A 24972-nucleotide genomic window follows, 5' to 3' on the forward strand; every position below is an offset into this window, starting at 1 on the left:
CTCAAGGTTCCTGGCGGCGATTGAGGGTCAGTGCCTGGGCGGGCAACAGGCGTACGCTGTCCCCTGGGTGCAGCAGGTGCGCACCGAGGGCGACGATCAGTTGGTCGGGGCTGACCCCGCCGCAAAGCAGGGCGTCTTCCTGGCCCAGGCTGGCCACCGTGACCGGGGCGAAGCTGACTTTGTCATCCGCGCCAATCAGCCACACGCCGGTTCCGTTACCCGCATCGTGCAGGGCGCCGATCGGCACGCGGGTGTGTGGCGGCTGGCCGTTGCCTTGCAGGCGCAGGGTGATGGTGGAACCGAGGGCGAAACGCTCAACCCTGCCGTGCAGCACATAGCGCGCGCGGTAGGTGCGGGTGACGGGATCGGCGCTGGCCGACAGTTCGCGCAGGGTTGCGTTGACAGCCTGGTCCGGCGCGCCGAACGGCAGGGCCAGGGCTTTTTGCGAGGCGCGGTCGCGCAGGTTTTCCGGCAGGTGGATGATCGCTTCCCGTGCGCCGTCGTGGGCCAGGCGCGCGACGATCTGCCCTTCGGCCACCACCTGTCCGCGTTCCACCCGCACATCGGTGATCACCCCATCGCCATCGGCCCGCAGCACCGAGTAGGTGCGACGGTTTTCGATCTGGCTGGCATCCGACTGGGCGGCGGCGAGCTGCGCTTGAGCGACCTGCAGGTTAGTCGCGGCCTGGTCGAAGATCTGCCGTGATACCGCGCCGGTACTGGCCAGGCGTTGATAGCGGTTGGCGTCATCGCGGCGCTGGCGCAGTTGCGCCTGGGCGGCGTTGACGCGGTTTTTTGCCGAGCGCAGTGCCAGCTCGAAGTCGCCGATATCCAGGACCAGCAGGGTGTCGCCCCGGGACACATGCTGGCCGGGATCGACCTTGCGTTCGATCACCTTGCCGCTGACCCGAAAACCCAGGTCACTTTCGGTACGCGCCGCGACCACCCCGGTATAGGCATTCTGCTGGCTGGCGGCGGCTTCGACTTTGGCCGCCAGCACCGGGCGCGCAGGGGCGGCGTTGGCGCTGGGGTCGGCCTGGCTGTTGCAGCCGCTGAGCAGGATCAACAGCGCCAGGGGCGGGAAAAGGCGGTGAAGGGGAGGGCGTGGGCTCATTTCAGGCTCCTGGTGGCGCTGGGCGAATAAAATTACGGTCGTAATATTTCCATGAATATTACGACCGAAATATTATTTAAGCCAGCCCTCGATCAGGTTTTGTACGAGCCGGCTTGCCGGCGATCGCGGTGTATCAGTCGATAAATCCATTGGCGGGCCTGCCGCCATCGCTGGCAAGCCAGCGCCTACAAAAGCGCATGCCGGTGCAGTTGTCACACTTTGTCCAAGTTATCCGGGCGTAGATGATTACGATTCTCTTTTGAGATAAATCCTGAAGGTCTACGCCCATGCTTCCTGCTTTTCGTTTTGCGCCGCTGGCCCTGCTGGTGGCTGGCAGTCTCAACGCTCACGCCGATGAGCCAGCGTCACTGCAAATCAATGAGGTGGTGGTGACCGCCTCGGGCTTTGCACAGAATGTCGAAGACGCGCCGGCCTCGGTCACGGTGATCGATGGCGAGGCCTTGCGCCGCAAGTCGTACCGCGACCTGGGCGATGCGGTGCGGGATGTCGAGGGCGTCACGGTGAATGGCGGGGCCAATGAAACCGACATCTCGATCCGTGGCATGCCCGCCGACTACACGCTGATCATGGTCGACGGCAAACGCCAGAGCGCCCGGGAGTCGCGGGTCAATGGCAACAGTGGCTACGAGCAGAGCTTTGTGCCGCCGGCCGCCGCCATCGAGCGCATCGAAGTGGTGCGCGGGCCGATGTCGTCGCTGTACGGTTCCGATGCCATCGGCGGGGTGATCAACGTGATCACGCGCAAGGTGTCGCCGCAGTGGGGCGGCTCCATTGGCTATGACTACTCGGCCCGCCAGCACAGCGACCAGGGCAATGCGCGCCAGACCCAGTTCTACCTCAGCGGCCCGCTCAAGGAAGACCTGCTCGGCTTGCAGGTGTGGGGCCGTTACCTCGACCGCCAGGCCGATGACGATATTGAGCAGACCAATGGCTTCAGTAAAGCCGATCACCGCGACCTCACCGCGCGCCTGGCCTTCACCCCGGGCATCGACCACGACATCCTTCTTGAAGCCGGCGCCACGCGCCTGAAAAACGGCGATGGGATCAGCGCCAACTGGGCCACCCGCGAGCAGGAAAACAACCGCGATCACTGGTCGCTGTCGCACCAGGGTCGCTGGGGCTGGGCCACCTCGGACATTGCCTTTGCCCAGGAAACTTCCACCCGCGAAGGCCGCGCCACGCCGGCCCAAACCGATATTTTCGGACGCAAGCCCGAGGTCAAGAACAGTGTGTTCGACGCCAAGTTGGTGGTGCCCACGGCCCATAACGTCAGCACCGTGGGCATGCAGTGGAACGAAAGCCAGCTGACCGACTGGAACCAGGGCCTGGGCGACCGTGTGGACTACGAGTTCTCGGTGGTGCAAAAAGCCCTGTTTGCCGAGAACGAATGGTCGGTCACCGACAGCTTCGCCCTGACCACCGGCCTGCGCCTGGATCATCACGAAGAATACGGTGCCCATGTCAGCCCACGGCTGTATGGGGTGTGGCGCGCCAGCGAGCAGTGGACGTTCAAGGGCGGCATCGCCCGTGGCTTCAAGGCCCCGGAGATCCGCGCGGTGGTGGCGGACTACGCCTACCTGCGGCGCAACCGTTTCGTGATGTTCGGCAACCCCGACCTCAAGCCGGAAACCAGCACCAACTACGAAATCTCGGCGCTGTGGAGCAACCGTGACGATCTGTCGGCGGGCGCGACCCTGTTCTACAACGACTTCCAGGACAAACTGTCCACCGTCACCACCGACCAGCGCTGGAACGGCTACACCATCATGGAGCGGGTCAACGTCGACAAGGCGATCATCCAGGGCGTGGAGCTCAACGGCCAATGGGATATCAACCCCAGCGTGCTGCTCAAGGCCAACTACACCTACACCGATTCCGAACAGAAAACCGGTGCCAACGCTGGCGCGCCCCTGGCCTTGACCCCCAAGCAAAAGGCCAATGTGCGTAGCGAATGGAGTATCAACGACCGCGCCCAGGCCTGGGCTTCGTTGAGCTATTACGGTGAGGAAACCGGTAACACCATCACCAGTGAAAAACCGGCGCCGGGCTACACCACCGCCGACCTGGGCGGCTCCTTTGATGCGACCGAATCCCTGACCCTCAATGCCTCCCTCAACAACCTGGCCAACAAGCGCCTGGACGACGAGACCTACGGCACCGTGAACTACGGGCGCACCTTGTGGATGGGGGCCACGCTCAACTTCTAAGGCGCTGCAGGCAACCGCATCACCGCGCAGAGACCTGCCGGTGGGCGGTTCTCCAAGAGCAGTTCGCCGCCATGGGCCTGGATGCACGACCGTGCAATCGCCAGGCCCAACCCCAGGCCACCGCCGCTGGCGCCCAGCTGTACGAAGGGTTCGAACACCTTGTTCAGCCAGTCCTGGGGCAGGCCGGCGCCATGGTCGAGAATCTCTACGCACAGCACCCCCGTGTCCTCGCGCTTGAGGCTGATACAGGCATCGCCGCCATGTTTGACCGCGTTGTCGATCAGGTTGGCCAGGGCGCGCTTGAGCGCCAGCGGCCGGCAATCGAGCAGCAGCGGCGGGGCGCCCAGCCAGGTCACTGGTTGTTGCAGGCGCCGGTAACGCTTGGCCAGGTCATCCAGTAATGCGCTCAACGAGGTTCGGCGGGTGGCTTCCTGCACGGCGTCGTCGCGCACGAAGTTCAGGGTTTCGCGCACCATGGCACTCAGTTCGCCGAGGCTGTCGAGCATGTCGTCCCGCTCAGGGCCTGGCTCCAGCAACTCAACCTGCAAGCGCAGTTCGGTGAGCGGGGTGTTGAGGTCATGACTGATCGCCGCCAACATCCGCGTGCGCCCTTCGACATGCCGCGCCAGGTTGGCCTGCATGGTGTTGAAGGCGGTGGTCAAGTCACGGGCTTCCTGGGGGCCGCTCAAGGGCAGCGGTGCGATCCATTCGCCCCGGCTGACCCGTTCGGTGGCCTGGGCCAGGGTTTTCACCGGGCGCACCACCCGCGCGATGAAAAACATCACGATCAGCAGCACCGGCACCGTGGTCACCGGCAGGCTGTAGGCCAATACGCGGCCCCATTCATACGCTCCGGCGGGATGCTGCAGCGCATTCAGGTACTGGCCGTCCGGCAGGGCGATGCTGCTGCGCAACCGCAAGGGCGCCCAGCCGGCGGGGCTGAACACATGGGTGCGGGCGTTGGCACCACTGATGCGTTCCAATTGCATGCCGATGGGCACGTCTGGCGGCAGTTGCAGGTGTTGGCGCAGTTCGTTGGCCAGGCGCCGTTCTTCGGAGCGCAGTTCAAACGGCTCGACTTCGGCCCGGGGGGCGATCCAGAAACGTGCGTTCTCGGTGTTCATCGCAGTCAACAGGTGCGCCGGCTCTTCGCCGCCCAGACCGGCGGCATGGTGCGCGATCACCAGGCGTTCCAGGCTGAAACTGCGCGACAGCGGGTGGATCAGGCTGCCGGTGCGTTGCAGGAACAGCATGGCGATGGCGTTGGAGGCCAGCAGCGCCAGCAGCAACAACAGGCTCAGTTGCTGCACCAGGGTGCGCGGCCATAGGCGGCGCCAGCGGTTCAAGCGGCGCACGGGGTGACGTCGGCCGCCAGCAGGTAGCCGCCGCCCCAGATGGTGCGCAACAGGTCCGCCGCCGCGCCGTCGTGGGCCAGTTTGCGGCGCAGGCGGCTGACCTGGCGGTCGATGGTGCGGTCACTGACATCACTGTCGGCGGCGGCGGTCAGGTCGATCAGGCGCTCGCGGGGCAACAGGGTGTTGGGATGCTCGAGGAACACTTGCAGCAGCCGGCTTTCGGCGGTGCTCAGTTGGATCGGCGGGCAGCCTGCGCGGGTCAGCAGTGCGCTGATGGCGCTGAAGTGCCAGCCGGCGAAGCCGTAGCTGCGGCTGGCCGGCGCCATGGGGGCCTGGCTGCGGCCTTGGCGGCGCAGCACGCTGTGGATGCGCGCCACCAGCTCACGGGGTTCGAAGGGCTTGGTGATGTAGTCGTCGGCGCCCAGGTCCAGGCCGCGAATGCGGTCGGCGGCGGCATCGCGGGCGGTCAACAGGATCACCGGGGTGTTGCTGCGCCGATGCAGTTGGTTGCACAGCTCAAAACCGTCGCCATCGGGTAGCAGCACATCCAGCACGATCACATCGAAGGCCTGGGTCTTGAGCAGTTGCCACATGCCCGCTGCATCTTCAGCGGTGCGCACCTCGAAGGTGTGGCGACGCAAATAGATGGCCAGCGGCTCGCGGATCTTGCGGTGGTCGTCCACCACCAGGACGCGCGGCGCTACAGGCGCAGGGGCAAATGGCATGGCGGCCCTCGGGGGAGTTGAGCGGAAGAGCGGGGATATTACTACGAGTCATTATCATTCACGTACTTTATGAAGCGCCGCCATCAAGTCGTCCCATGTATGGAACGATGCGAGCCAAATCCGCTGTCTACCGCCTTATTGGTATTGGATTTAAGGTGTATGCACATTGGAGGATCCTCATGAAAAACATCATCGGTATCTACACCAGCCCACGCAGCCACTGGGTAGGCGACGGTTTCCCGGTTCGCACGCTGTTTTCCTACGACACCATGGGCAAGCACATCAGCCCGTTCCTGCTGCTGGACCACGCCGGTCCGGCGGATTTCACCCCCACCACTCAGCGGCGTGGTGTAGGCCAGCATCCCCATCGCGGCTTTGAAACCGTGACCATCGTCTACGAAGGCGAAGTCGAGCACCGTGATTCCACCGGCGCCGGCGGCACCATCGGCCCGGGCGATGTGCAGTGGATGACTGCGGCCAAAGGGATCCTGCACGAGGAGTTCCATTCCCAAGCCTTCGCCAAACGGGGCGGGGCCCTGGAAATGGTGCAACTGTGGGTCAACCTGCCGGCCAAGGACAAAATGAGCGAGGCCGGCTACCAGACCATCCTCGACGGCGATATCCCGTCGTTGCCCCTGGCCAATGGCGCCGGCAGCCTGCGCCTGATCGCCGGTGAGTTCGCGGGCCGCACAGGGCCGGCGCGCACCTTCACGCCGATTGACGTGTGGGACCTGCGCCTCAACGGCGGCAAGGCCGTGACCCTGGACCTGCACGCCGGGCGCAATACCGCGCTGGTGGTGCTCAAAGGCACCGTGCAAGTCAACGGTCAGGAACTGGCACGCGAAGGGCAATTGGTGCTGTTCGAGCGTGATGGCGCGCAGATCAGCCTGGAGTCCAACGCCGACGCCATGGTGCTGCTGCTCAGTGGTGAACCCATCGACGAGCCCATCGTCGGTCACGGCCCGTTCGTGATGAACACCGAGCAAGAGATTCACCAGGCCTTCGCCGACTTCCAGTCCGGCCAGTTCGGCCAAATGCACGGCGCCTCCCGCTGATTGGGGGGGCCCTATACCCGCCAACGCCATTTCATGCGATCTTCAGGGCATTCGCCCTGGAGTCGCCTGGATGCTGTCTTTCATCTCCGCTCACCCGATGCTGTGCGCCCTGGCGCTGATCCTTATCGATATCGTCGTCTGGCGTCTGTTTTCAGCCAGTTCCGGCAACTGGAAACTGATCGCGCGCCTGGGCATCTTCGCCGTGTTCAGTGCCGTGCTGTTCAACGACGGCATGAACCCCATGCAACTGGCGCCCTATGCCGACAACACCCCACTGCACCTGGCCGCCACCGCCTTGCAGATCGGCTGGTGGTTGTTCGCCGCGCGCACCCTGACGGTGTTGCTCGGGGCCTTGATGATGCAGCGGGTCGGCCACACCGGGCGCTTGCTGCAAGACCTGATGGGCGCGGTGATTTTCCTGATCGCGATCATCGCGGCCATGGCCTACGTGCTCGACCTGCCGGTCAAGGGCGTGCTGGCCACCTCCGGCGCGGTGGCGATCATCGTCGGCCTGGCGCTGCAAAGTACGTTGAGCGACGTGTTCTCCGGGATTGTGCTCAACACCACCAAGCCCTACCAACTCGATGACTGGATCTCCATCGACGGCACCGAAGGCCGGGTGACGGATATCGACTGGCGCGCCACGCGTCTGCAAACCTCCCAGGGCAGCATGGCGGTGATCCCCAACTCGCTGGCGGCCAAGGCCAAGATCATCAACTTCTCGCGCCCGGCCGACATGTTCGGCCTGGCGGTGAGCCTGCAAGTCAGCCCTCACGCGCGCCCGCAAACGGTATTGGAAGCCCTGGAACGGGCCATGCAAGGTTGCCGGCAATTGCTGGCCAAGCCGGCGCCGAGTGTGGCGTTCAAGACCTCCACCGGGGGGGGCGTGGAATATGAAATCAGCGGCTTTGTGCCGGCCATGGCCCTCAAGCGCGAGGTGCGCAACCAGCTTTATGACCTGGCCTACCGGCATTTGCAGGCGGCCGGCGTAAGCCTGTTGTCCAGCGCCGAAAGCCCGACCTCGCCGGCCACCACGCCCGCACGTGCACTGCTGGAAAGCTCGAATATCTTCTCGACCCTGCGCCAGGAAGAGAAGGAAACCTTCAGCCAGAACATGACCCTGCACACCTTCCGCGCCGGCGAGATGATCCTGCCGACCGGGGAGGTCAGCGATCACCTGTTTATCATTGAGTCCGGGGTGGTTTCGGTGATGCTGGTCAAGGCCGGGCACAAATTCGAAGCCGGGCGCATGGGGCCGGGCGAGGTGATTGGCGAAGCGGGGATTCTGGGGGAGCAAAGCGTGCCCGCGGACTTTGTGGCCAAGACCTACTGCACCCTCTATCGCATCGAAAAGGAATACCTCAAGCCGTGCCTGGACGCGCGCCACGACATCAGCGAGGCCATGCAGAACCTCCTGGATTTCCGCCTGCACGCCGCCCAGCACCTGACCCAGGACGCACCCATCGTGCCGGTGAAAAAGGGCTTCTTGCATTGGCTGCGCAGCCGGGCCTGAAGCGCCTGGCATTGGCTACCTGTTCTTCGTCAGGATTGGCTATTTGTGCGAGGCAGTGGGGTGATTAAGCTGGGCGCCAATTCCCACTGTCCAGGAGTCACACAATGCACGCCCGCACCGATTTCTACACCGCGTCCCCTGACGCCATGAAAGCCATGCTCGCCCTGGAAGCCGCCGTCGGCAAACTGTCCATTGAACTGCCGCTGCTCGAACTGGTGCGCCTGCGCGTCTCCCAGATCAACGGCTGCGCCTTCTGCCTGGACATGCACACCGCCGATGCACGCAAGGGCGGCGAGACCGAACGGCGCCTGTACACCCTCTCGGCCTGGCGCGAAACGCCGTTCTTCACCCCGCGCGAGCGTGCCGCCCTGGCCTGGGCCGAAAGCTTGACGCTGATCAGCCAGACCCACGCGGCGGATGAAGATTATGCGTTGCTCAATGCCGAGTTCAGCGCCGCCGAGCAGGTTGACCTGAGCGTGGCCATCGCCACCATCAACAGCTGGAACCGCCTGGCGGTGGGCTTTCGCAAGATGCCCAAGTAACGACATTCAAGGGTAGGCGCTGGCCATTGTAGGAGCTGGCTTGTGTGGGAGCTGGCTTGCCTGCGATGCAGGCGCCTAGGTCTTACAGATGCACCGAGGTGATGCCATCGCTGGCAAGCCAGCTCCTACATAAGCCAGGTTTCCCATAAGCCAGGTTTCACATTGGGTCGGGGGTTAGAAGTTGATGGAAGCACTCAGGCGCGCCGTCAATGGTGCACCCTGAAACAGGTAGTCATCGCCCATGTATTCGCCCGCATCACGCCAGTAGCGCTTGTCGAACAGGTTGTCGACGCTCAGGCGCAACACCGTTTCATAGCCATCGACTTTGGTGGTGTAGCGGCTGCCGACGTTGACCAGCGCATAATCCCCCACTTCCACATTGCCGGTGCGGTTGGCGTTCTTGCTGGCGCTGTATTGCACGCCGCCGAGCACTGCCAGGCCGTTGACCCAGGGCAGGGCGTAGTCGGCGTACACACTGGCGCGCAGCTTGGGCACGTTGATTGTCTGGTGATCTTCGTACTGCGGGGTGCCGCTACCGTTCACCCGTGCGCGAATCGCCGCCACGCTGGTGGCGATCTGCAGACGCTCGGTGGCCCAGCCGTTGGCGGACAGTTCCAGCCCGGTGTTCTTCTGCTGGCCCTGCTGCACGTAGGTGAAGTCGCCGGCGCTGTCTGGCTTGGCGTACTGGTAGGCCTGGCGCGTCTGGAACACTGCGGCGGCGAAGCTGATGCGGCGCCAGTCGTATTTCACCCCGGCTTCGATCTGCCGCGAGACGGTCGGGGCGAGGATTTCCCCATCGTTGTTCGCATACCACGGTGCCTCACCGCCCAGTGACAGGCCCTTGCTGTAGCTGGTGTACAACGAGATGTTTTCCACTGGCTTGTAGATCAGCGCAGCGTTGGGCAGGAACTCGTACTGCTGGGTGTGACGCTCCTGCACGCCATTTTGATCGAAAGATTTTTCATCCAGGCGCACTTCGCGGCCACCGAGCACGGTTTGCCATTGCTCGTTGAAACTGATGCGGTCGGTGACGAACAACCCGTACTGGCGGCTGTCGAGGCGCCGGTGGCTGTCGTTCAGGGGCTTGTCGGTGGGCGGGAAGGTTTCCGGGTCCTGATCGATATTGCCGCTGCCGACGTATTCATTGACTGACTTGCGCTTGTCGATCACCCGGCGAAAAGCGCTGGTGCCGAAGGTCAGTTCATGGCTCAGGCCGGCCGTGCTGAACAGGCCGGTCATGGCCGCCTGGACTTCATCATTGCGCCGGGTGTCGTCAGGGCTGCGGTAGTCAGCGATATCGTAGTTGCCTTCCGGGCTGAAGTAGTTCGGCACTTTGACGCCGGCGCAGCTTGGGGAGCCGTAGCAACCCCAGGCAAACGAACTGTAGTCATCAATCACCACCTTGCTGCGGGTCGCGCTGACGCTGCCTTTCCACTGGTCACTGAAGCGGTACTCGAACTTGCCGTTGAGGTTCAGCGACTCGATGCCTACCTGCTTGGCGCCGCTCTGGTGGCCGAGCAGTTTTTTCGGTGAGGCGTCGTGGGGCACTTCGGTGCCGCCGAGCAGTTGGTAACCGGGAACCGAGCGCTGTTGCTTGTCCTGGTATTCGGCATCCAGTTGCAGCACGGCGTCGGGGCTGATGTTCCAGTCGAAGGCCAGGGACACAAAGTCCCGCTGGCCATTGGCGTGCTCGACATAGGAATTGAGGTCTTCATGGGCGACGTTGGCGCGCAGGCCAAATTGCTGCTCGCTGCCAAACCAGCCGCCGACATCGGTGGCGATATAGCCGCTGCCGCGATCATCGGTGGATACCGTGACCGAGCGCACGTCTTCCGGGCGTTTGGTCACGTAGTTGATCACGCCGCTGGGCTCGGAAATCCCGCTTTGCAGGCCCGCCAGGCCCTTGAGCAACTCCACCCGCTGCTTGTTTTCCAGGGCCACGTTCTGCTCGCCGGTGATGGTGCGGCCGTTGATCTTGTAGCTGCTGGCGGCATTCAGGGAAAAGCCCCGGACCACGAAATTTTCGTAGTAGCCAATCGGTGCGTAGCTTTCGCCCACCGAGGCGTCGTTGCGCAGCACTTCGCTGAGCAGGCGTGCCTGCTGGTCCTTGATCAGCGCGGCATTGATCACGGTGATCGAGGCCGGGGTGTCGAGCAGCGGCGCCTCATCGAAGCCGCCGACCGACGCGCTTTGCGCACGATAACCGGACTCATCCTGGCCCTGGATGTTCAACGCCGGCAGTTCCAGCTCAGCCGCCAGGCTGTTGCCAATGCCGCCGCTGAGCAGCAGGCCGAGGGCCAAATGTGAGGTGACGACGGGGCGAAAACGCAAAACCATGGGGGCAAGGCCTTAAAGCGCGGGGCGGGGGCGCATAAGCTAGGCATAAGTGCGCGTCTTTACAAGTACTCGCCTTGGCCTGGCTGTTTGAGACGTTGCGTCTCAAGCCCCACGCCAATCCGTCCGGGCCTCGACAGCGGGACCCCGCACCTGCGATAGACAAGGCTTCGCTTATCGTTGCAGGAGATCATCATGGGTATCGCTGGAAAAGTTGCACTGGTGACCGGTGCCGGGCAAGGCATTGGCCGGGCCATCGCCCTGCGCCTGGCGCGGGACGGGGCGGATATTGCCCTGGTCGACATCAATGGCGCCAAGCTCGAAGCCGTGGCGGCCGAGGTGGTGGCACTTGGGCGCAAGGCCTCGGTGTTCATCGCCGACGTGTCCAAGCGTGAACAGGTGGTCGCGGCGGTCGAGCATGCGCACCAGACCCTGGGTGGCTTTGACATCATCGTCAACAACGCCGGGGTGGCGCAGATCGATTCGCTGCTGGACGTGACCCCGGAACAGGTCGAACGCACCCTGGGCATCAACGTGCAGGGCGTGTTGTGGGGCATCCAGGCTGCCGGCAATAAGTTCAAGGCGCTCAAGCAGAAGGGCAAGATCATCAACGCCTGCTCGATTGCCGGGCATGAAGGCTTTGCCCTGCTGGGCGTGTACTCGGCGACCAAGTTTGCCGTGCGCGCCCTGACCCAGGCGGCGGCCAAGGAACTGGCAAGCGCGGGGGTGACGGTGAATGCTTATTGCCCGGGCGTGGTGGGCACCGATATGTGGGTCGAGATCGACAAGCGCATGGCCGAGATTACCGGCGCGCCAGTGGGGGCGACGTACAAGAAGTACGTGGATGGGATTGCCCTGGGCCGTGCAGAAACGCCGGAGGATGTAGCGGGGCTGGTGGCTTACCTGGCCGGCCCGGATTCGGACTACATGACCGGGCAGGCGCCGTTGATCGACGGTGGCCTCGTGTACCGCTAACCCCCAGACTCGACTCGGTAAAAAATCTGGGAGCGGGCTTGGATCTTCGTACATTGAGCACCGTGTGCATCCTGCGGTGGCAGTGAAATGCAATCCTCCAATCCCTGAGGATCAATGTAGGAGCTGTCGAGCCTTGGCGAGGCTGCGATAGCGGCGGCATTGCTGGGATTGATGTTGGCTGACCCACCGCTATCGCTGGCAAGCCAGCTCCTACATTGGATCTTCAGTACATTGAGTGCCGTATGCATCCTGCGGTGGCACTGAAATGCAATCTTCCAACCCCTGAGGATCAATGTAGGAGCTGTCGAGCCTTGGCGAGGCTGCGATGGCGGTGGCATTGCTGGGATTGATGTTGGCTGACTCGACGCTATCGCTGGCAAGCCAGCTCCTACATTGGATCTTCAGTACATTGAGTGCCGTATGCATCCTGCGGTGGCAGTGAAATGCAATCTTCCAACCCCTGGGGATCAATGTAGGAGCTGTCGAGCCTTGGCGAGGCTGCGATGGCGGCGGCATTGCTGGGATTGATGTTGGCTGACCCACCGCTATCGCTGGCAAGCCAGCTCCTACATTGGATCGTCGTACATTGAGTACCGTGTGCATCCTGCTCTGGCAGTGAAATGCAATCCTCCAATCCCTGAGGATCAATGTAGGAGCTGTCGAGCCCCGGCGAGGCTGCGATGGCGGCGGCATTGCTGGGATTGATGTTGGCTGACTCGACGCTATCGCTGGCAAGCCAGCTCCTACATTGGATCTTCAGTACATTGAGTACCGTATGCATCCTGCGGTGGCAGTGAAATGCAATCTTCCAAACCCTGAGGATCAATGTAGGAGCTGTCGAGCCTTGGCGAGGCTGCGATGGCGGCGGTATTGCTGGGATGGAAGTTAGCTGACCCGCCGCTATCGCTGGCAAGCCAGCTCCTACATTGGATCTTCAGTACATTGAGTACCGTGTGCATCCTGCGGTGGCAGTGAAATGCAATCTTCCAAACCCTGAGGATCAATGTAGGAGCTGTCGAGTCTTGGCGAGGCTGCGATGGCGGCGGCATTGCTGGAGTTGATGCTGGCTGACCCACCGCTATCGCTGGCAAGCCAGCTCCTACATTGGATCGTCGTACATTGAGTACCGTCTGCATCCTGCAGTGACAGCTGAAATGCAATCTTCCAATCCCTGAGGATCAATGTAGGAGCTGTCGAGCCTTGGCGAGGCTGCGATGGCGGCGGCATTGCTGGGATGGAAGTTGGCTGACCCACCGCTATCGCTGGCAAGCCAGCTCCTACATTGGATCTTCAGTACATTGAGTACCGTATGCATCCTGCGGTGGCAGTGAAATGCAATCTTCCAACCCCTGAGGATCAATGTAGGAGCTGTCGAGCCCCAGCGAGGCTGCGATGGCGGCGGCATTGCTGGGATTGATGCTGGTTGACCCGCCGCTATCGCTGGCAAGCCACATTTGGATTGCATTGTGTCAGGGGTGTTTACCGGGCATATCAATGCCCAGCTGCTTGACCCGGCGATACAGGGTCGCGCGGGAAATCCCCAGCGCCTGCGCCGCCGGCAATGGCTTCCAGCGATGGCGTACCAGGGCATCCAGCACCACTTGCCGCTCCGGGCTCATACTTTGCTCAAGCTCGAGCTCCAGCCGCTCACCACGCACCTCCACCGGCAAGTCCGCCAGTTGGATCGTGCCGCCTTCACACACCGCACAGGCATACGCCAGCACATGGCGCAGTTGCCGCACATTGCCCGGCCAGGCATAGCCCAGCAGCAACTCCAACGCAGCCTGGCCGATGCCGACCGTGACCCCGCTGCTGCGAGCCTCCTGTTCCAGCAGCCGGTTGATCAACGTCAGTTTGTCGGTGCGCTCGCGCAGGGGCGGCAGGGTGACGCGGGCGCAGCCCAGGCGAAAGTACAGGTCTTCACGGAAACGCCCGTCACTGACCAGGGTCGCCAGGTCGCGGTGGCTGGCGCAGATCACCTGGATATCCACCGCGCGGGTTTTTGCCGCGCCCAGCGGGGCCACTTCACCTTCGGCCATCACCCGCAGCAAGCGTGTTTGCAGGGCCAGGGGCATATCGCCGATTTCATCGAGAAACAGCGTGCCGCCGTGGGCCTGCTGCAACAGCCCGGTCATGCCCTTGCTGGACGCCCCGGTAAACGCGCCGGCGACATAGCCGAACAACTCGCTTTCGATCAGGTTCTCCGGGATCGCCGCACAGTTCACCGCCACGAATGGCCCGTCGCGGCGTGCGCTGCGGGCGTGCAGTTGGCGGGCGAAGACTTCCTTGCCGGCCCCGGTCTCACCCTGCACCAGCACCGGCAGGTTGCGATCCTTGACCCGCACGGCCAGGCGCAGGTGTTCTTCCACGCGTGGGTCGACCTGGGAGCTCGGCAGCGCCCGCGCCGGTTGGCGTCGCGGGGTGTTGACGCGCACTTGCAGCACCCCAGGTTCTCCCAGCCACTGCAGTTGCTGGACCGACTGATCGGTCACTGCGCGCAGGGCATCGAGGTCGAATACCTCGCCGATATGCACCGGCACCTGGCCAAAACGCCGGCGCAAGGCCTGGCGGGCCTTGCTGTTCAAGGCTTGCAGGCGCCCGTCGTGGTCCCAGGCCAGCAGCAGGTCGGGTTGGCTGTCGACATAACCCGGTGTGCTGTGGGCCTGAAGCACCCAGTGCTTGGCGGCACTGTGCATGAAGAAGGCGTTTTCGATGGCCTGGGCGCTCTGCGCCACCATCTGCCGCACCAGGTGCTGGCTGCGACGGTCATCCGGGGATTGCAGCGCCGAGGCATCCATTACCCCCAGCAGGTTGCCCTGGGGGTCGAAGATCGGCGCGGCGGAGCAGGTCAGGTTGATAAAGGCGGCGCGGAAGTGGTCGCGTTTGTGCACCGTCACCGCCGCCTTGCTGGTCAGCACCGTGGCTACGCCGCAGGTGCCTTCTTCGGCCTCCGACCAGCAGGTGCCCAGGTACAGGCCGGCCTTGCGGCAGTCGCTGCGGATGGCCGCGTCTACGCGGTGGTCGATGGTCTGGCCCTGGGCGTCGGTGAGCATCACGCAGTAGTCGGCGTGGCGCACGCGGTGGTGCAGTTGGCTGACTTGCTCGCTGGCAATGCGCATGAACAGTTCGGCGCGCTCGCGGCATTCCTTGAGCAGCGGCTCGCTGAGGATCCGCGGGCCCTGTAGGGAACCGGGGTCCAGGTGGTGTTGTTCCATGGAGCGGCGCCATGAATCGAAAATCAGCGACGGCACCGGTGCCTGGGGCAGGCGGTCGGCATTGCGGACCACGCGACTGACGCAGTCGACGTGCTCTCTGGAGTTCGCGGCGAGCATAAGGCCTCCGGTTCTCGATCTTTGTTGTTATGCCCGCCATTAAGCGCCCGCGGGCGCAGGGGGACAAGGGCGGCCTGACCAACTGCCCGCCTTGAGACGCAACGTCTCATCCTGCCTGAGACGCAGCCTGCACGCTGCAATGCGCCGTCTCATTGTGCGGTGGCATCCCGCACCGGCACAACCGCACGGCACTGCTCTGGATCAAGGCTTTGCCAGGTTTTTCCGCGCCTTGGCACAGGCTGTGCTGAACAGGTTGCAGCTGGCCGCAGCCAGCCTTTTGTGTGTCGAGACAACCTGGAGAACAACAAGATGTCCACTCACCTGTCCACCGATCAACTGCTGCATGCCTACACCGTGATGCGCACCATCCGTGATTTCGAAGAGCGCCTGCACGTGGAATTCGCCACCGGCGAGATCCCCGGTTTCGTGCACCTGTATGCCGGCCAGGAAGCCTGCGCCACCGGAGTCATGGCCCATCTCAACGATGAAGATTGCATCGCCTCCAACCACCGTGGCCACGGCCATTGCATCGCCAAGGGCGTGGATGTGTTCGGCATGATGGCCGAGATCTACGGCAAGAAAACCGGGGTCTGCGGCGGCAAGGGCGGCTCCATGCACATTGCCGACCAGGAGAAGGGCATGCTCGGCGCCAACGGCATTGTCGGCGCCGGTGCACCGCTGGCGGCGGGCGCGGCCCTGGCGTCCAAGCTCAAGGGCAGCCAGGGCGTGGCCGTGGCATTTTTTGGCGACGGCGGTTCCAACGAGGGCGCGGTGTTCGAGGCGATGAACCTGGCCGCGATCATGAAGCTGCCATGCCTGTTCGTCGCCGAGAACAACGGCTATGCCGAAGCTACCGGTTCCGGCTGGTCGGTGGCGTGCAAGGACATTGCCGAGCGCGCCGTAGGTTTTGGCATGCCGGGGGTGATTGTCGATGGCAATGATTTTTTTGCCGTCCACGCGGCGCTGGGCGTGGCGGTGGCGCGGGCGCGCCAGGGCGAGGGGCCGACCCTGGTCGAGGTCAAGTTGCACCGCTTCTACGGCCACTTTGAAGGCGATGCGCAAACCTATCGCGGCCGTGACGAGGTGAAAAACCTGCGCGAAACCCAGGATTGCCTGGCGCTGTTCCGCCAGCGCTGCAGCGCCGAAGGCTGGTTGCAGGCGGCGCAGTTCGAGCGCATCGACGCCGAAGTCGCGCAGTTGATCGACGACGCCGTGCGCCTGGCCAAGTCCGATCCCAAGCCCCAGGCCGCCGACCTGCTCAGCGATGTCTACGTCGCCTACCGCTCATAACAACAAGACCCGGAGAGAATTTCATGGCTCGTAAAATCAGTTATCAGCAGGCAATCAACGAAGCCCTGGCCCAGGAAATGCGCCGCGACCAGAGTGTCTTTATCATCGGCCAGGACGTGTCCGGCGGCACCGGCGCCCCTGGCGAGCAGGATGCCTGGGGCGGCGTACTGGGGGTGACCAAGGGCCTGTACCCGCAGTTCCCTGACCGCGTGCTGGATGCGCCGCTGTCCGAAGTCGGTTACGTGGGCATGGCCGTCGGCGCCGCCACCCGGGGCATGCGCCCGGTGTGCGAGTTGATGTTCGTCGACTTTATCGGCTGCTGCCTCGACCAGTTGCTCAACCAGGCCGCCAAGTTTCGCTACATGTTCGGCGGCAAGACCACCACGCCGTTGGTGGTACGCGCCATGTACGGCGCCGGCCTGCGCGCTGCGGCTCAGCATTCGCAGATGCTCACCTCGATGTGGACGCACATCCCGGGCTTGAAGGTGGTGTGCCCGGCCACGCCCTATGACGCCAAGGGCATGCTGATCCAGGCGATCCGCGACAACGACCCGGTGATTTTCCTTGAACACAAGATGCTCTACAGCCTGCAAGGCGAAGTGCCGGAGGAGCTGTACACCGTGCCCTTCGGCGAGGCCAACTTTGTGCGCGAAGGCAACGATGTGACCCTGGTGACCTACGGGCGCATGGTGCATATCGCCCTGGAGGCTGCGGCCAACCTGGCGCGTCAGGGTATCGACTGCGAAGTGCTGGACCTGCGCACCACCAGCCCGCTGGATGAAGACAGCATCCTCGAAAGCGTGGAGAAAACCGGGCGCCTGGTGGTGATCGACGAGTCCAACCCGCGCTGCTCCATCGCCACGGATATCAGCGCCCTGGTGGCCCAGCGCGGATTTTCCTTCCTGCGCGCGCCAATCGAGATGGTCACCGCGCCGCACACGCCGGTGCCGTTTTCCGATGCCCTGGAAGACCTGTACATCCCCGACGCGGCGAAGATCGAGGCCGCGGTGCGCAAGATCGCTGACAAGAGGACTGCGGCATGATCCATACCTTGACCATGCCCAAGTGGGGGCTGTCGATGACCGAAGGCCGGGTCGATGTCTGGCTCAAGCAGCCGGGCGACCGGGTAGAGAAGGGCGAGGAAGTGCTCGACGTGGAGACCGACAAGATCTCCAGCAGTGTCGAGGCGCCGTTCAGTGGAGTGTTGCGCCGGGTTTTGGCCCTGAGCGACGAGACGTTGCCGGTCGGCGCATTGCTAGCGATTGTGGTGGAGGGCGAAGCCACCGACGCAGAGATTGATGCGGTGATCGACCGCTTCAATGCCGGCTTTGTCTCCAGCAGCGCCGAGGCGCAGGCGTCGGGGCCGAGTGCGCAGAAAGTCGAGTTGGGCGGGCGCCTGCTGCGTTATCTCGACCTTGGCGAGGGCGGCATACCGCTGGTGCTGATCCACGGGTTTGGTGGCGACTTGAACAACTGGCTGTTCAACCATCCGGCCCTGGCTGCCGAGCGCCGGGTGATCGCCCTGGACCTGCCGGGGCATGGCGAGTCGGGCAAGCACTTGCACAGTGGCGATGCCGAGGAGCTGAGCCTGGCGGTACTGGCGTTGCTCGATCACCTCAAGCTTGAACGCGTGCACCTCGCTGGGCATTCCATGGGCGGATTGGTTTCGTTGACGGTGGCGCGCCAGGCACCGCAGCGGGTTGCCTCGCTAGTATTGATCGCCAGCGCCGGCCTGGGTGCGGACATCAACGGTGACTACTTGCAAGGCTTCACCGAAGCCAACAACCGCAACGCGCTCAAGCCGCAACTGGTGCAACTGTTCAGCGACCCGGCGTTGGTCACGCGGCAGATGCTGGAGGACATGCTCAAGTTCAAGCGCCTGGAGGGTGTGGACCAGGCGTTGCGGCAACTCAATGCCAAGCTGTTTGATGGCAGTCGGCAGATGCTTGACCTGCGTGCAGTGGTGGGGCAGCAACCAAGCCTGGTGATCTGGGGCAGTGACGATGCGATCATTCCGGTGCGGCATGCCCAGGGGTTGCAGGCCCAGGTTGAGATCTTGCCGGGGCAGGGGCATATGGTGCAGTTGGAGGCGGCGGAGCAGGTGAATCAGTTGCTGAGCCTCTTCCTCAAATCTCCAGCCTGATAGCAATCAAATGTGGGAGCGGGCTTGCCCACGAATACGGTGGGTCAGTCAGACATTCATTGCCTGACACACCGCTTTCGCGAGCAAGCCCGCTCCTACAGGGTTGAGCGTGTATCAACCATGACGTTTGAGGGTTTCGCTGGGCAGCTCCTTGAACAACGCGCGGTAGCTATTGGAAAACCGCCCCAGGTGCCAGAACGACCAGTTCATCGCGACCTGCGCCACGGTGGAACCCGCTGAGCTCAACAACTCGCGCCGCGCGCCGTTCAACCGGCGCAGGCGCAACCACTGCGCCGGGCTCATCCCGGTGTAGGTCTTGAAGCCCTGCTGCAACTGGCGCAGCGGCACGCCGGCGATCTGCGCCAGTTGCAGCAGGTTGACGGTTTCATCCGGCGCATCCGCCGCCCACGCGCCAATGCGCGCCATCAACCGGCGTTCTTCGCTGCGGCGCTGCAATGAGTGGCGGTCCAGGCACACACAGGCGTTGTCGAGGATAAACAGGCAATCGTCGAGCAGTTGCCGGGTGAGGGCGTCGCGGCTGATCGGGTCGATCTCGCAGGACAAGCGCGTCAGGGTGCCACTGAGCCAGCGGCTGAACAACGCGTTCTGTTGGCAGGTCAACGGCGCCATGAACAGGCCTTCGAGCCTGGCCACATCCAGGCCATGGCGTTGCACGAACTGGGGGCCGAATACCACCGCCACTTCCCGGTAGTTTTCCGGGGTGATCCAGGTGTTGCGGCTTTCGCCATTGAGCAGGTACAGCGCGTTGTCGCTGCCGTCGAAACAGAAGGCCAGGGCGCCTGGCGGCGCGTTGAAGTGCTGCTCGACGCGGGTGTTCATGCACTCTTCGTACACCTGCACCCCCTGCAGGTCGAGGTAGCGGATCTGCCCGGCAAAATGCCCCGGGGACATCTGCTGGTACTGCTGCACCCAACCGGGTGTCGCACTGCATTGGGCGGCCACATCACCGGTGGTGAAGGCCTGTACGCGCAAAGCGGTTGCCTGTGTCATGGGTGATCCGTGCGCACTCTATTGGTGCGTTGTGGGTCGTGCAAAGTGGATAGATGCCTGGGTAAGGCTGGCCCAAGATAGGCCTCAATGCGCCGCAAGTACAAGCCGGCGCAGCACCCAACCCGTGCCGAGGTCTTTATGAATGCCCCTTTCGATCAGCTGTCCACCTGGCTGAAAGAACACAAGATTACCGAAGTCGAATGCGTGATCAGCGACCTGACGGGCATTGCCCGCGGCAAGATTGCGCCCACCAACAAGTTCCTGCATGAGCGCGGCATGCGCCTGCCGGAAAGTGTGTTGCTGCAAACGGTAACTGGGGATTTTGTCGACGACGACATCTACTACGACCTGCTGGACCCGGCCGATATCGACATGATCTGCCGCCCGGTGGCCAACGCCACCTACGTGGTGCCGTGGGCCATCGAACCCACCGCCATCGTGATCCACGACACCTTCGACAAGCAGGGCAACCCCATCGAGTTGTCGCCGCGCAATGTGCTGAAAAAAGTCCTGCAACTGTATACCGACCAGGGCTGGCAGCCGATTGTCGCGCCGGAAATGGAGTTTTACCTGACCCAGCGCTGCGAAGACCCGGACCTGCCGTTGAAAACCCCGGTGGGCCGTTCCGGGCGTGCCGAAACCGGGCGCCAGTCGTTCTCCATCGACGCGGCCAACGAGTTCGACCCGCTGTTTGAAGATGTCTATGACTGGTGCGAAGCCCAGGGCCTGGACCTCGACACGCTGATCCACGAAGACGGCCCGGCGCAGATGGAAATCAACTTCCGCCACGGCGACGCCCTCGACCTGGCCGACCAGATCACGGTGTTCAAGCGCACCCTGCGCGAAGCGGCGCTCAAGCACAATGTGGCCGCGACCTTCATGGCCAAACCGGTGGCCGACGAGCCGGGCAGCGCCATGCACCTGCACCAGAGCGTGGTGGAGATCGCCACGGGCAAGCCGGTGTTTGTCGATGCCGACGGGCAGAAGAGCCCGCTGTTCTTGCATCATATTGGCGGCCTGCAGAAATACATCCCGATGCTGCTGCCGATGTTCGCGCCCAACGTCAACTCGTTCCGCCGCTTCCTGCCCGACACCTCGGCCCCGGTCAACGTGGAGTGGGGCGAAGAAAACCGCACCGTCGGCCTGCGTGTGCCGACCTCCAGCGCCGACGCGATGCGCGTCGAAAACCGTCTGCCGGGGGCCGATGCCAACCCCTACCTGGCCATCGCCGCCAGCCTGCTGTGCGGCTACCTGGGGATGATCGAAAAGATCGAACCGAGCGCCCCGGTCGAAGGCCGTGCCTATGAGCGCCGCAACCTGCGCCTGCCGATCACCATCGAAGATGCCCTGGCGCGCATGGAGGCCTGCGATACGGTCAAGCAGTACCTGGGGGACAAGTTCGTGCGGGGCTATGTCGCGGTGAAACGTGCCGAACATGAAAACTTCAAGCGGGTGATCAGCTCCTGGGAGCGTGAGTTCCTGCTGCTGAGTGTCTGACTCCATCATCAACTATAAAAAGGTGTCGATATGCGTCTCGTCAAACAGCTTCTCCCACTGGCCCTGGCTGCGGTGTTCAGCAGCGCCAGCCACGCCGCGCCGACGGTCAGTGTCTACAACTGGACCGATTACATCGGCGAGACCACCCTGGCCGACTTCCAGGCCAAGACGGGGATCAAGGTGGTCTACGACGTGTTCGACTCCAACGAAACCCTGGAGGGCAAGCTGCTGGCGGGGCGTACCGGGTATGACGTGGTGGTGCCGTCCAATCACTTTCTGGGGCGCCAGGTAAAGGCCGGCGCGTTCCTTGAATTGGACCGCGCGCAATTGCCCAACTACCCGAACCTGGACCCCAAGCTGCTCAAGCTGCTGGAGCAGAACGACCCCGGCAATGCCCATGCGGTGCCGTACCTGTGGGGCACCAATGGCATTGGCTATAACGTCGACAAGGTCAAGCAAGTGCTGGGCATCGACCACATTGATTCGTGGGCGGTGATGTTCGAGCCCGAGAACCTGAAGAAGCTGCAGCAATGCGGCGTGGCATTCCTGGACTCGGCGGATGAAGCATTCCCGGCGATCCTCAACTATATGGGCATGGACCCGCGCAGCGAGAAGGTCGGCGATTATGAAAAGGCCGAAGCCAAGTTGCTGACGCTGCGCCCATACATCACCTATTTCCATTCTTCCAAGTACATCTCGGACCTGGCCAACGGTGATATCTGTGTGGCCTTCGGTTACTCCGGCGATGTATTCCAGGCGGCCAACCGCGCCAGGGAAGCCAAGAACGGCGTGAACATCGCCTATGCGATTCCCAAGGAGGGCAGCAACCTGTGGTTCGATTTGCTGGCGATTCCCGCAGACGCCACCAACCCGCAACAGGCCCACGCGTTTATCAACGACCTGCTGGACCCCGAGGTGATTGCCAAGGTCAGTACCTACGTCGGCTACGCCAACCCCAACCTGGCGGCGAAGGCCTTCATGGCGCCGGAGTTGGTGAACAATCCCGAGGTGTACCCGCCCCAGGACGTGCTCGACAAACTGTACATTTCCACCACCCCCAGCCCCGCCATCATGCGTGTGATGACCCGGGCCTGGAGCAAAGTGAAGTCCAACCGATGAACCAGTCCCAACACCATGCCCGTTCCTATTACCTGGCGTCCGCCAATGCCATGCCCCAGCGCGCGGCACTGGCTGCGGACCTGAGTGCCGATGTGTGTGTGATCGGCGGCGGCTTTACCGGCGTCAACACCGCCATCGAGCTGGCCCAGCGCGGCCTGTCGGTGATCCTTCTGGAAGCCCGGCGCATTGGCTGGGGTGCCAGCGGGCGCAATGGCGGGCAGTTGATCCGGGGTATTGGCCATGACGTTTCGGGTTTTACCCGGTACGTGGGCGAGGAGGGCGTGCGTTACCTGCAACGGGCCGGGATCGATTCGGTGGCCTTGGTGGGTGAGCGCATCCGTGAGCACGGGATCGACTGCGACCTGCGCTGGGGCTTTTGCGAGTTGGCCAACACGCCGGCGCAATTCGCCGCGTTCCAGGGCGAGCTGGACAGCCTGGCCACCCTGGGTTACATGGCGCAAACCCGGCTGGTGGCGGCGCAGGACATGGCGCAGGTGGTCGGCTCAACCCTGTACGCCGGCGGTTTGGTGGACATGGGCTCGGGCCACTTGCATCCGCTGAACCTGGTGTTGGGCGAAGCCCGCGTGGCCGAGGCGCTGGGCGTGCGGATTTTCGAGCACAGCGCGGTGCTGCAACTGAGCCATGGCGACACCGTGCAGGTGCGCTGCGCCGGTGGCACCGTACGGGCCGGCAGCCTGGTGTTGGCGTGCAATGCACACCTCGACGAACTGGAGCCACGCCTGAGTGGCAAGGTGCTGCCGGCCGGCAGCTATATCATCGCCACCGAACCGTTGCCGGCTGCGCTCGCAGACGAGTTGATCCCGCAGAACCTGGCGCTGTGCGACCAGAAAGTCGGCCTGGACTACTACCGGCTTTCGGCGGACCGTCGGCTGTTGTTCGGCGGCGCCTGTCATTATTCGGGGCGTGATCCGGTGGATATCGCTGCGTATATGCGGCCGAAGATGCTCAAGGTATTCCCGCAACTGGCCAACACCGCCATCGACTTCCAATGGGGCGGTAAAATCGGGATTACCGCCAATCGTTTCCCCCAGGTTGGACGGTTGCGGCAGTACCCCAACGTGTTTTACGCCCAGGGTTATTCGGGGCATGGGCTCAATGTCACGCACTGGTGCGCGCGGTTGCTGGCCGAGGGGATCCACGCGGGTGTCAGCCAGGGCCTGGACACCTTTAGCCGGGTGCCGCACATGACCTTTCCCGGCGGCAAGGCTTTACGCTCGCCGTTACTGGCGCTGGGCATGTTGTGGTATCGGCTTCGGGAAATGCTGGGATAGGTGGGTAGCGGTTTAAAACACAGCAGGATCGGATCCAATACGCTATAACCCCTCGGTCGCTGTGTCATTCCGAGGCCCCGCTTTTCATGCAGAACCCTTTGCAACGCCCGCTGTGGCAGGTCTACCTGTTCTTTCTTGCGCCGATGGTGCTGTCCAACTTCCTCCAGAGTTTTTCCGGCACCCTCAACGGCATCTATGTCGGGCAGATGCTTGGCACCCAGGCGCTGGCGGCCGTGTCGGGGATGTTTCCCATCGTGTTCTTTTTTATCGCCCTGGTGATCGGCCTGGGGGCGGGCGCTTCGGTGCTGATCGGCCAGGCCTGGGGCGCGGGGGAAACGGCGCTGGTCAAAGTCATCACTGGCGCGACCCTGACTTTGGGCGCGTTGATCGGGATTCTCGCCGCCGTGCTCGGCAGCCTGTTCGCGCGCCCGGCCATGCAGGCATTGGGCACGCCGCTGGATGTGCTGGACGACGCCGTCGGCTATGCCCAGGTGATGATGCTGATCATGCCGCTGCTGCTGGTGTTCATCCTCTACACCCAACTGCTGCGGGGCGTGAGCGATACGGTGTCGCCGCTGCTGGCGCTGATGGTCTCGACGGTGGTTGGCCTGTTGCTGACCCCGGCCCTGATCCGCGGCTGGCTGGGGCTGGCGCCCATGGGCATCCAGAGCGCGGCCTATGCTGGCCTCGTGGCCAACGTCGTGGCCATGCTGTTTCTGGTGCTGCGCCTGCGCCATAAAAACCATGTGATGGCGCCGGATCGCGCATTGCTGGCGGCCTTGCGCCTGGACCGGGCGATCCTCGGCAAAGTCCTGCGCATTGGCCTGCCCACCGGCTTGCAGATGGTGGTGCTGTCGTTGTCGGAGCTGGTGATCCTGGCGCTGGTCAACGGCCACGGCTCCCAGGCCACGGCGGCGTATGGCGCGGTGACGCAGATCGTCAACTATGTGCAATTCCCGGCGCTGTCGATTGCCATCACCGCCTCGATCCTCGGCGCCCAGGCCATTGGCGCCGGGCGCCTGGAACGCATCGGGCCGATCCTGCGCACCGGCCTTGCCATCAACCTGTGCCTGACCGGGGGCCTGATCGTGCTGGGCTATGTGTTGTCCCACTGGCTACTGGGCCTGTTCATCACCGATGACCAGGCGCGGGTCCAGGCCGAACACCTGCTGCACATCATGCTCTGGAGCATTCTGGTGTTCGGCTTCCAGGCGGTGATTGGCGGCATCATGCGCGCCAGCGGCGTGGTGCTGATGCCGGTGGCGATCTCGATCTTCTGCGTGCTGGGTGTGGAACTGCCGGTGGCGTACCTGCTCAATGCACACTTTGGCCTGGAAGGGGTGTGGATGGCGTTCCCGGTGACTTATCTGGTGATGTTGGGGTTGCAGACGGCGTATTACCGGTTGGTGTGGCGGCATAAGCAGATCAAGCGGTTGGTGTGAGAACC

General features: G+C 63.3%; 18 protein-coding genes. 12 read left to right on the forward strand and 6 right to left on the reverse strand.

The features are described from left to right. Window position 1 precedes the first annotated feature (1 nt). Window positions 2–1114 carry an efflux RND transporter periplasmic adaptor subunit gene (locus tag ACO77H_RS10465; RefSeq protein ID WP_170043531.1) on the reverse strand — a complete coding sequence of 371 codons (1113 nt, stop codon included), beginning with the start codon at window positions 1112–1114 and terminating at the stop codon, window positions 2–4. A gap of 287 nt (window positions 1115–1401) precedes the next feature. Between ACO77H_RS10465 and ACO77H_RS10470 the strand changes: the two genes are divergently transcribed. After that, window positions 1402–3342, forward strand: coding sequence for a TonB-dependent receptor domain-containing protein (locus tag ACO77H_RS10470; RefSeq protein WP_432755410.1), 1941 nt, complete (start codon window positions 1402–1404; stop codon window positions 3340–3342). Here ACO77H_RS10470 and ACO77H_RS10475 read toward each other — a convergent pair. Both ACO77H_RS10475 and ACO77H_RS10480 read right to left on the reverse strand, forming a co-directional pair. Continuing rightward, window positions 3339–4655, reverse strand: a complete 1317-nt coding sequence (locus ACO77H_RS10475; RefSeq protein WP_432755747.1) for an ATP-binding protein — start codon at window positions 4653–4655, stop codon at window positions 3339–3341. The genes ACO77H_RS10470 and ACO77H_RS10475 overlap by 4 nt on opposite strands. Window positions 4656–4684: 29 nt before the next feature. Beyond that, window positions 4685–5422, reverse strand: coding sequence for a response regulator (locus ACO77H_RS10480; protein WP_169957178.1), 738 nt, complete (start codon window positions 5420–5422; stop codon window positions 4685–4687). Window positions 5423–5601: 179 nt separating this feature from the next. On the opposite strand from ACO77H_RS10480, the gene ACO77H_RS10485 reads away from it, so the two are divergent. The 3 genes from ACO77H_RS10485 (at window position 5602) to ACO77H_RS10495 (ending at window position 8532) form a co-directional block, all read left to right on the forward strand. Further along, on the forward strand, window positions 5602–6477 hold the full coding sequence (locus ACO77H_RS10485) for a pirin family protein (protein WP_432755411.1): 876 nt from the start codon (window positions 5602–5604) through the stop codon (window positions 6475–6477). A gap of 70 nt (window positions 6478–6547) precedes the next feature. Further along, a complete protein-coding gene (locus ACO77H_RS10490; RefSeq protein WP_169957182.1) occupies window positions 6548–7990 on the forward strand; it encodes a mechanosensitive ion channel family protein in 1443 nt (480 codons plus the stop codon). Window positions 7991–8094: 104 nt separating this feature from the next. After that, window positions 8095–8532, forward strand: coding sequence for a carboxymuconolactone decarboxylase family protein (locus tag ACO77H_RS10495; RefSeq protein ID WP_172314687.1), 438 nt, complete (start codon window positions 8095–8097; stop codon window positions 8530–8532). 174 nt (window positions 8533–8706) lie between these two features. On the opposite strand, the gene ACO77H_RS10500 is transcribed toward ACO77H_RS10495, so the two are convergent. Continuing rightward, the gene (locus ACO77H_RS10500; protein WP_432755412.1) at window positions 8707–10869 is read right to left on the reverse strand and encodes a TonB-dependent siderophore receptor; all 2163 of its coding nucleotides are present in this window, start codon (window positions 10867–10869) and stop codon (window positions 8707–8709) included. Between the two features lie 192 nt (window positions 10870–11061). Here ACO77H_RS10500 and ACO77H_RS10505 point away from each other — a divergent pair, with 192 nt between their 5' ends. After that, a complete protein-coding gene (locus tag ACO77H_RS10505) occupies window positions 11062–11841 on the forward strand; it encodes an acetoin reductase (protein WP_169957189.1) in 780 nt (259 codons plus the stop codon). A gap of 1469 nt (window positions 11842–13310) precedes the next feature. Here the strand turns inward: ACO77H_RS10505 and ACO77H_RS10510 are convergent. Further along, entirely contained in the window at window positions 13311–15173 is a 1863-nt protein-coding gene (locus ACO77H_RS10510) for a sigma-54-dependent Fis family transcriptional regulator (protein WP_432755413.1), read from the reverse strand. 309 nt (window positions 15174–15482) lie between these two features. On the opposite strand from ACO77H_RS10510, the gene ACO77H_RS10515 reads away from it, so the two are divergent. Genes ACO77H_RS10515 through ACO77H_RS10525 form a run of 3 tightly spaced genes read left to right on the forward strand, consistent with a single transcriptional unit; the run spans window position 15483 to window position 18606 of the window. Continuing rightward, window positions 15483–16463 (forward strand): thiamine pyrophosphate-dependent dehydrogenase E1 component subunit alpha, encoded by a 981-nt coding sequence (locus tag ACO77H_RS10515; protein WP_432755414.1) that lies wholly within the window; start codon window positions 15483–15485, stop codon window positions 16461–16463. Between the two features lie 23 nt (window positions 16464–16486). Beyond that, on the forward strand, window positions 16487–17506 hold the full coding sequence (locus tag ACO77H_RS10520; RefSeq protein WP_432755415.1) for an alpha-ketoacid dehydrogenase subunit beta: 1020 nt from the start codon (window positions 16487–16489) through the stop codon (window positions 17504–17506). Then, window positions 17503–18606 (forward strand): acetoin dehydrogenase dihydrolipoyllysine-residue acetyltransferase subunit, encoded by a 1104-nt coding sequence (locus tag ACO77H_RS10525; protein WP_432755416.1) that lies wholly within the window; start codon window positions 17503–17505, stop codon window positions 18604–18606. Before ACO77H_RS10520 ends, ACO77H_RS10525 begins: the two co-directional genes overlap by 4 nt. Window positions 18607–18720: 114 nt before the next feature. Here the strand turns inward: ACO77H_RS10525 and ACO77H_RS10530 are convergent, their stop codons facing one another. After that, window positions 18721–19617, reverse strand: coding sequence for a helix-turn-helix domain-containing protein (locus ACO77H_RS10530; RefSeq protein WP_172314251.1), 897 nt, complete (start codon window positions 19615–19617; stop codon window positions 18721–18723). 138 nt (window positions 19618–19755) lie between these two features. Here ACO77H_RS10530 and ACO77H_RS10535 point away from each other — a divergent pair, with 138 nt between their 5' ends. From ACO77H_RS10535 to ACO77H_RS10550, 4 genes are all read left to right on the forward strand, one after another. Then, window positions 19756–21114 (forward strand): glutamine synthetase family protein, encoded by a 1359-nt coding sequence (locus ACO77H_RS10535; RefSeq protein WP_170043234.1) that lies wholly within the window; start codon window positions 19756–19758, stop codon window positions 21112–21114. Window positions 21115–21144: 30 nt separating this feature from the next. Then, a complete protein-coding gene (locus tag ACO77H_RS10540; protein WP_432755417.1) occupies window positions 21145–22233 on the forward strand; it encodes a polyamine ABC transporter substrate-binding protein in 1089 nt (362 codons plus the stop codon). Then, a complete protein-coding gene (locus tag ACO77H_RS10545; protein WP_432755418.1) occupies window positions 22230–23525 on the forward strand; it encodes an NAD(P)/FAD-dependent oxidoreductase in 1296 nt (431 codons plus the stop codon). The genes ACO77H_RS10540 and ACO77H_RS10545 overlap by 4 nt, the downstream gene beginning before the upstream one ends. An 86-nt stretch (window positions 23526–23611) precedes the next feature. Next, window positions 23612–24967: an MATE family efflux transporter gene (locus ACO77H_RS10550; protein ID WP_432755419.1), complete on the forward strand. Its 1356-nt coding sequence runs from the start codon at window positions 23612–23614 to the stop codon at window positions 24965–24967. Window positions 24968–24972: the final 5 nt, after the last annotated feature.

This window comes from Pseudomonas sp. WMBT8 (assembly GCF_050916005.1).
Taxonomy (GTDB): domain Bacteria; phylum Pseudomonadota; class Gammaproteobacteria; order Pseudomonadales; family Pseudomonadaceae; genus Aquipseudomonas.